Annotated in this window: 4 protein-coding genes; all 4 read left to right on the top strand. The window is 60.9% G+C overall.

Annotated features, from left to right (window positions below; translation table 11 throughout):
- A partial coding sequence (locus Q1K23_RS06340) for an asparaginase domain-containing protein (protein ID WP_300363303.1) occupies positions 1-486 on the top strand: 486 nt, incomplete at its 5' end.
- On the top strand, positions 483-2759 hold the full coding sequence (locus Q1K23_RS06345; protein ID WP_300363304.1) for a PD-(D/E)XK nuclease family protein: 2277 nt from the start codon (positions 483-485) through the stop codon (positions 2757-2759). The genes Q1K23_RS06340 and Q1K23_RS06345, both read left to right, overlap by 4 nt.
- A 41-nt stretch (positions 2760-2800) precedes the next feature.
- Entirely contained in the window at positions 2801-4669 is a 1869-nt protein-coding gene (locus Q1K23_RS06350) for a PilZ domain-containing protein (RefSeq protein WP_300363305.1), read from the top strand.
- A gap of 9 nt (positions 4670-4678) precedes the next feature.
- Positions 4679-7318, top strand: coding sequence for a RecB-like helicase (locus Q1K23_RS06355; RefSeq protein WP_300363306.1), 2640 nt, complete (start codon positions 4679-4681; stop codon positions 7316-7318).
- The last annotated feature ends 1 nt before the right edge of the window (position 7319 follow it).

Here is a 7319-nt window from a genome sequence, read left to right on the forward strand (position 1 = left end):
ACCGGCGGAACTTTCAACAAACGGTACGACCCGGTCGCGGGCGAGCTTTTCGTGCCGGCCGACGACGCGGCGGTGGAGCGGGCCGTCGCTTCGATGGGGGCCAATCTGCAGATCCTCCTAAGCGGGGCGATCTACAAGGACAGCCTGGAGATGGACGACGCCGACCGGGACCTGCTCTGCGAGATCGTGGCGAAGGTGGCGGAGGAGCGGATCGTCGTCGTCCACGGTACCGACACGATGGACAAGAGCGCGGCGGCCCTGGCGCGATGGCTGGGGGAGGGGCACGGCAAGCGGGTCGTGCTGACGGGCGCGATGGTGCCTTTTGCCATCGATCCGGTGGAGGCGACGGCCAACCTGGCGGCGGCGGTGACGGCGACGGGGTTTCTGGAGCCCGGCGTCTACATCGCGATGCACGGGCTGGTGCTGCCCCACGATCGGATACGCAAAAACCGCGAGCTGGGACGTTTCGAGAGGGTCGAGTCGTGAACGCCGTCGTCTTTTCGACCCATCGGCAGATCCGCGACTACGTGGCGGCCCACGACGACACGCTGCTGCCCAAACTCTACACGATGGACGAGTTTCTGCGGCGGGTCGTCGTGGTGCCGGGGAGGGTCTTCGTGGACGAGGCGAGCCGGGTGCTGCATCTGTACCGGGCCATCGAGACGGTGGACATCTCGACGCTGGGGTTCGGAAAGAACTTTCTGAGTTTCGTGCGAAACTCCGACTTCGTCTTCCGCTTCTTCGAGGAGCTGCACGCCGAGCGGGTGCCGATGGCGAAGCTGCGGGAGGTGGACCTCTACGCCGATTACGAAGACCATCTGAGGGTGCTGGAGAGTATCTACGGGCGTTATCGGGATCTGCTGGAGAGCGAGGGGCTGGTGGACAGGGTGACGGTGGAGGAGTACCGGCTCTGCGACAACTTTCTCAAAGGGCTCGAGCGCATCGACATCCATGTGGAGGGGTATCTGAGCCGTTTCGAGCTGGAGGTGCTGGGGCGCATCGAAACGCCGCTGTGGCTCCATTTTGTCCGGACGCCTTTCAACGAAAAGCTGGCGGAGCGGCTGGGGGTGGTGGAGAAAACGGCCGTAAACCGCGGCTACGCCCTGCAGTGGCAGACGAAGGAGCTGGTGGAGAAAGAGGCGCTGCCCCCTTTGAGGCGGGAGGCGATGACGGTGGCGGCTTTCGAGGAGCGGATCGACCAGGTGGCCTTCGTACTCAAGAAGGTGGACGACTTCATCGCGGCGGGGGCCGACCCCGACCGGGTCGCGGTGGTGCTTCCCGACGAGGGGTTCGCCGAGTATCTGAGGCTCTTCGACCCTCTCAGGAACTTCAACTACGCCATGGGGACACCCTTCACGCAGAGCCGCTACTACCGCCGGCTCGCCGACCTCTACGACGCGCTGACGGAGCGCAGCGAGAGCGCGAAAGAGAAGATGGAAACGGACGAGATCGCCGAAGCCTTTTCGAAAGTGGAGGGGTTCGACGCCTTCGTCGCCTTTCTGGAAGCGCTGCCGACGCAGCCCAGGGAGCTGGAGGCGATCGATGCGGCGATGTTCGAGTTTCGACGCTTCGCCCCGCTGCTGGAGGGGGCGACGCCCCTGCAACTGCTGCACACCTGGCTGCAGCGCCTGGAGCCTCTGAGCCTCGACGACGTGGGGGGAGGCCGCATCACGGTGATGGGGGTGCTCGAGAGCCGGGGCAAGCGTTTCGACGGGGTCGTGATCGTCGATTTCAACGAGGATGTGGTGCCGAAAGTGGGGGAAAAGGATCTCTTTCTCAACAGCGCCATCCGCAAGCACGCCGGCATGCCGACCCGCCGGGACAAGGAGAACCTCCAGAAAAACTACTACTACAGACTGCTGCAAAACAGCGAACGGGCCGCCCTCTGCTACGTCAAAAACGACGAAGCGCTGCCGAGCCGCTTTCTGATGGAGCTGGGGCTCGCCGAGGGGGCGGTGGAGGATCGCCGATACCGGCCCGTCATCGCGCCCGAAAGCGCGCCGCCGCGGCGCTTCGACGCGCCGATCGCCGGGCCCAACCCTTTCAGGGAAAATCCCGAGCTGACGCCGACGAAACTGAAAGACTGGCTGGAGTGCCCCCGCCGCTTCCATTACCGCTACGTGCTGGGGATCAAGGCGGAGCGGGAGAGTGAGCAGGTGATCGGCTCGCTGATCCACGACGCGCTGGAGGCGGCGGCTCTGAGCAAGAGGGAGCTGCTCTCGGCCGAGGGGTATTTCGAGTTTCTGGTGGACCACCTCTACCGCGAGACGGCCGACATCGTGCAGCGTTTCGAGATATCCCTGACCTGGGAGGAGCGGCTGGAGCGCTTCTGCCGCGCCGACTACGACGAACTGCTTTCGTTCAAACAGATCGCCCTGGAGGAGTGGCTGGAGGTGGAGTACGGCGGCTTCAGGCTCGCCAGCCGCGTCGACCGCATCGACCTGGGCGAGGATCTGGTGCGGCTCATCGACTACAAGACCACAAAGCACCTGGACAAGACGATCGCCGACGAGAACGACTACCAGCTGCTCTTCTACTGGCTCTGGGCGAAAGAGAATTTCCCCGACCATCGCATCGAAGCGATCTACTACGACCTTTTCAACGTGAAAATGGAGAAGATCGCCGTACACGAGAGAGTGGCCGATTTCGAAGCGCTGCTGCGGTCGCTGCGGGAGGATGAAACGGTCGACTACAGGATGACGGAAGAGGAGAAGAGGTGCAGGTACTGCGACTACAGCACGGCGTGCGGACGGGATTGACACGAAATTGAGTATAATTTGTGAAAAAAGACGGATATAGGATGCGAAACGAACATCTCCTGAAACATCTCAGACATTTTCGTGTCGTCGCCGTGGCGCCCGAAGGTTCACTCTGGTCCGAGCTGTGCGAAGGGGCCGGAGAGTGTAGTGCGATGAGCTATGCGGAGGCTTCGGAACGCTCTTTTCAGGCAAATCCCCATCTGGTTCTGCTCGCTTTCGACGCCGCCAGGCTGAAGGATCCGCACTTTCTGGGGGGCCTGAAACGGATCCGGGAGGCCCGTCCGTGGCAGATCATGCTCTTTTGCGACGAGGCCGATTCGCCCGTGGCCAGGGAGTTCGCCCTGAAACTCCACGCCTACGGCCCGTACAGTACGCCCGAATCGGGCGAAGCGCTGCGGCAGGCGCTCCTCACGGCGCTGCCCGGGATGATCGAGCGGCTGCAGGAGCAGACCAGGGCGGCGCAGCTGCAGAAGATCTCCGATCTCTCCCCGGCCCAGGTGCTGCTTTCAGGAAGCGGAAAAGTCCTTGTCGCCAACCGAAAAGCCCGGGAACTCTTCGGCTCCCGGGAAACCGCCGCGATCGGCGAAAAACTGGCGGAAACGGGGATCGGAAAGGGTGTCGGATCCGACGAGGATGTGGTGAACGTGGAGATCGGCGACGGGAAGTATCTGCTCCATAAAAGCGGCGAAGAGGGGGGTGGTACCCTGCTCACTTTCGTCGTGTCGCCTTTTGGCTGCGAGGAGGGTGGCGGGTCGCTGTCGCGTGTGGAGTGTATCGAGCGGCTCAAGGACCGGATGGCCCAGCATCTGGAGTCGGAGTCGGCGATGCATCTGCTCACGGCCCGGATCGCCAATTACGAAACGATCATCCGAAACTACGGATGGATGCGGGCCCACGCCGTGGTCAAGGAGCTTCTGGCGTCGATGGCGAACCATTTCGGGCCCACCGAGTGTGCGGGTGTCTGGCACAAGGATATGCCGGTGCTTCTCTTCGGGCCTGCCTCCTTCGAAGCGTCGAAAGAGGCGCTGGAGAGTTTCGCCAAAGAGCTCGGTTTTCTCGATTTCGGCGACGATGTGGCGCTCAGTGTCGATTTCGTGCTGATCGAAGCCGTGGGAGAGGATCTCAACGGGATCATCAATGTCGTCGAACGCTCCTACGAAGGGGATCTCTCCGTCGCCGACACCCGGGGCGTCAGGGTGTTTGGCACGGGAAGCGGAAGCCGGGCGGAGGCGGACGAGGAGGAGCTGCTTCTGCAGCTTTTCACGAACATCATGGCGAATCATCAGCCCCTGAAACTCTTCAACATCTACAAAGGTCTGCCCATCTCCACGCCGGCGACGATCCTGAAGGTGGAGGAGGGGCGCATTCTGCTGAAGGTGGAGAAGATCCAGAAGTTCGTCATCGAGCTGGAGCAGAAGGTGGTGATGCAGTCGCCCAACCTTCCCAAAGATGTCGAAGCGGAGGTCTATCTGGTGGATGCCCGGAAGCCTCTGGTGATGGTGAAACGCCCCAGGCTCCTGCACGCTTCGCTCAACAACCGCAAACATACCCGCGTCGGCCTCCCCTCCAGACTGCCTGTCGTGATCAAAGTGGAAAAAAAGCACTATACGGGGTATCTCAGAGACATCTCCATCCACTCGGCGGCGGCCTACTTCAATGCGGGCAAATTTGCCGAAGAGGAACTGAAGGGAAAAAAGGCGAGGATCTCCTTCCGTCTTCCATGGGAGAACGAGGAGGGTTCCGTCACCCTCGATCTCGGCGCGGAGATTCTCTTCAACCGGGACGAGGGTGACGAGCACAAGGTGGTGCTGGTGCTCGAACACGACGAAACGAGTGAAAGCCGCATTTTCGACTATGTCTACCGGCGGCAGCGGGAGCTGATCCGCGAAATCAAATCGAAGATCGTCTGAGGAGGAGTGATGGAACGTCTCTGGGCTTTGAAAGCGAGCGCGGGCAGCGGCAAGACCTTCGCACTGGTGGCGCGCTATCTGGCGCTGCTCTTTAGAGGGGCGAATCCCTCCGAAATTCTGGCCATCACCTTCACCAACAAGGCGGCCGGGGAGATGCGCGAACGTCTCGTCGCGTCGCTGGAGAGTCTGCCCGAAGATATGGCCAACGAAGTGGCGAAGATGAGCGACCTGAGTGTGGAGGCGCTGCGGCAGCGGCGGCCTGGTGTGCTGCGCCGTTTTCTCGCCGCGGATCTGAAGGTGATGACGATCGACCGGTTCATCCACCAGGTGCTGCGGAAGTTCTGCTGGTATGTGGGTGTCGAGAGCGATTTCACGATCGCGGCGACGCCCAAAGAGGAGTTTTTCCGCCATTTTCTGAAAGATCTGGACGACCGGCGCTATCGGGATCTGGTCGATTTCGCCCGCTTCGAAGCCAAAAAGAGCCAGAATATCGCCGATTTTCTCGAGCTGCTCTACGAGAAGGAGAAGGAGCTTCCCAAAGTGGCGTACGGGGCGGATTTCTACAGCGACGCGGAGGCGATGCGGTGGGCGCTGAAGATCAAAGAGTATTTTCTGGACCAGCCCATCAGCGAGCGGGCCAAAAAGACGATGCGCTTCGAGACGATCGAAGAGGTGGTCAAAAGCGGGTGGTTCGGCAGGGAGAGCCTGAACTACTGGGATTACAAAAAGGCCTACATCCCGGCGGTGGACGAGTGGTTCGCGGAGCTCAAAAGGGCGGTGGCGGCGTACTACGCCCACAAGGAGCGCTACTTCCTTTCTAAAATATTCGGAATCTACGATATCTACAAAAAGGCGAAGATGGCGCACATGAAGCGCTCGGGCCAGCTCCATTTCAAGGATATCGAACATCTGGTCTACGAACTCCTTCGCCAGAGGGATTTCACCGACTTTCTCTATTTCCGCCTCGACGCACGGATCGGCCATATACTTTTCGACGAGTTCCAGGATACGTCGGTGACGCAATACAGGATTTTCGAGCCGATCGTCGAGGAGATCGCCGCGAGCGAGAGCGAACGCACCTTTTTCTACGTGGGCGATACGAAGCAGTCGATCTACCGCTTCCGGGGCGGCCAGAAAGAGCTCTTCGACTACGTGGCGAAGCGGTTTGGCATACCGGTCGGATATCTGGAGACCAACTACCGCACCAAAGAGGTGATCGTCGATTTCGTCAACCGGACCTTCCCCTACAAGGACCCGCCCCAGAAAGCCTATCACAAAGGCGGATACGTGGAGGTGGCGGAAGGGGAGCCGCTGGAGGAGATGGCTGGCGTCCTGGAGAGACTCTTCGCCGCGGGGGCCGCAGACGAGTCGATCGCGATCCTGGTACACGACAACAAGGAGATCCTGCAGGTCGGCGAGATCGTCAAAGAGCGCTTCGGCAGGGAGATCGCCACCCACAAACGGGCAAAAGTGGCCGAACAGCCCTCCGCCAGGGCGATGATCGAACTGATGCGGCTCGTCTACGCCCGAAACCGCGGGCAGGAGGGGACGCTGCACCGTCTCAATTTCCTCGCCCTGACGGGCCGTCCCTACGATCCGGAGTTCATGCCCGACATCCCTGACGGGCGGCCCGCGAAGATGATCAGGACGATGATGGAGAGGTACGCTCTGCACGACGAAGCGGCGATGAAACTGCTGGAGTTTTCGATACCTCTGCACGACGTGACGGAGTTCGTCCACGAAGTGGCGCATTACGAGGAGGAGCTGCCGCCCCGGGAGGTGGCGGGCGTGAACGTGCTGACGATCCACAAGTCCAAGGGGCTGGAGTTCGAACATCTGATCGTGCTGGACCGGCTGGGGCGCGGGAAGTCGGACACCTCGCCGGTCATTTTCGACTACGAAGGGATCGAGCTCAAGGCCGTGCGGATGAAATTCGAGAAGCGTGAAACGGTCGATGCCGACTACGCCGAAGCGCTCGCACGGGAAAGGAGACTCGCCCACGAAGACAGAATGAACAAAATATATGTCGCCTTCACCCGTGCGAAGAGCTCGCTCTTCGTGATCAGAAAGGAAAAAAGCAGCGTCTTCGACTTTCTGGATCTCACTCCCCAGAGCATCGGAACCCTCGAGGTGGAGAGAGAGCATCGTCCATCGGATGTCGGGCATCGACCTTTTACCCTCCATGTGAGAGACTACGGCCGCCAGGAGGTGGAGGGCGAAAAGGAGCGGTACCAGGCCAACGACTTCGCCGCCATCTACCTGGGGCAGGGGGTGCACTATCTGCTGGAGACGGAGGACGAGGATGCCTTTTTGAACCGCTACGGCGGACTCTGTGATAGCCGAAAGGCCCTCTCCCTCGCCCGGGCGGGCCGAAACAACATGGCCTACGTGATGCTGACCGAGGGGCGTGCGATCCACGAACTCCCCTACGTCTACAAAGGGAAAGAGGGGATCGTCGACCTCTTCGTCGATCAGGGGAAAAGAGGCGTCATCGTCGACTACAAAACGGCGACCCCCCACGACATCGAAGGGTACAAGGAGCAGCTGCTCCGGTACAAAGAGGCGCTGGAGGCGCTGATGCCCGAGAAAGAGGGGATCGACGCCTATATCTACTTTCTCGACACCCTGAAGCTGGTGAAGGTGGGGTGAA

Source organism: Hydrogenimonas sp. (genome assembly GCF_029933015.1).
Taxonomy (GTDB): Bacteria; Campylobacterota; Campylobacteria; order Campylobacterales; family Hydrogenimonadaceae; genus Hydrogenimonas.

Excerpts from the sequence above, each read along its gene's own strand:
- Q1K23_RS06355 (WP_300363306.1), top strand. The coding sequence starts at position 4,679 with ATGGAACGTCTCTGGGCTTTGAAAGCGAGCGCGGGCAGCGGCAAGACC.
- Q1K23_RS06350 (WP_300363305.1), top strand. The coding sequence starts at position 2,801 with ATGCGAAACGAACATCTCCTGAAACATCTCAGACATTTTCGTGTCGTC.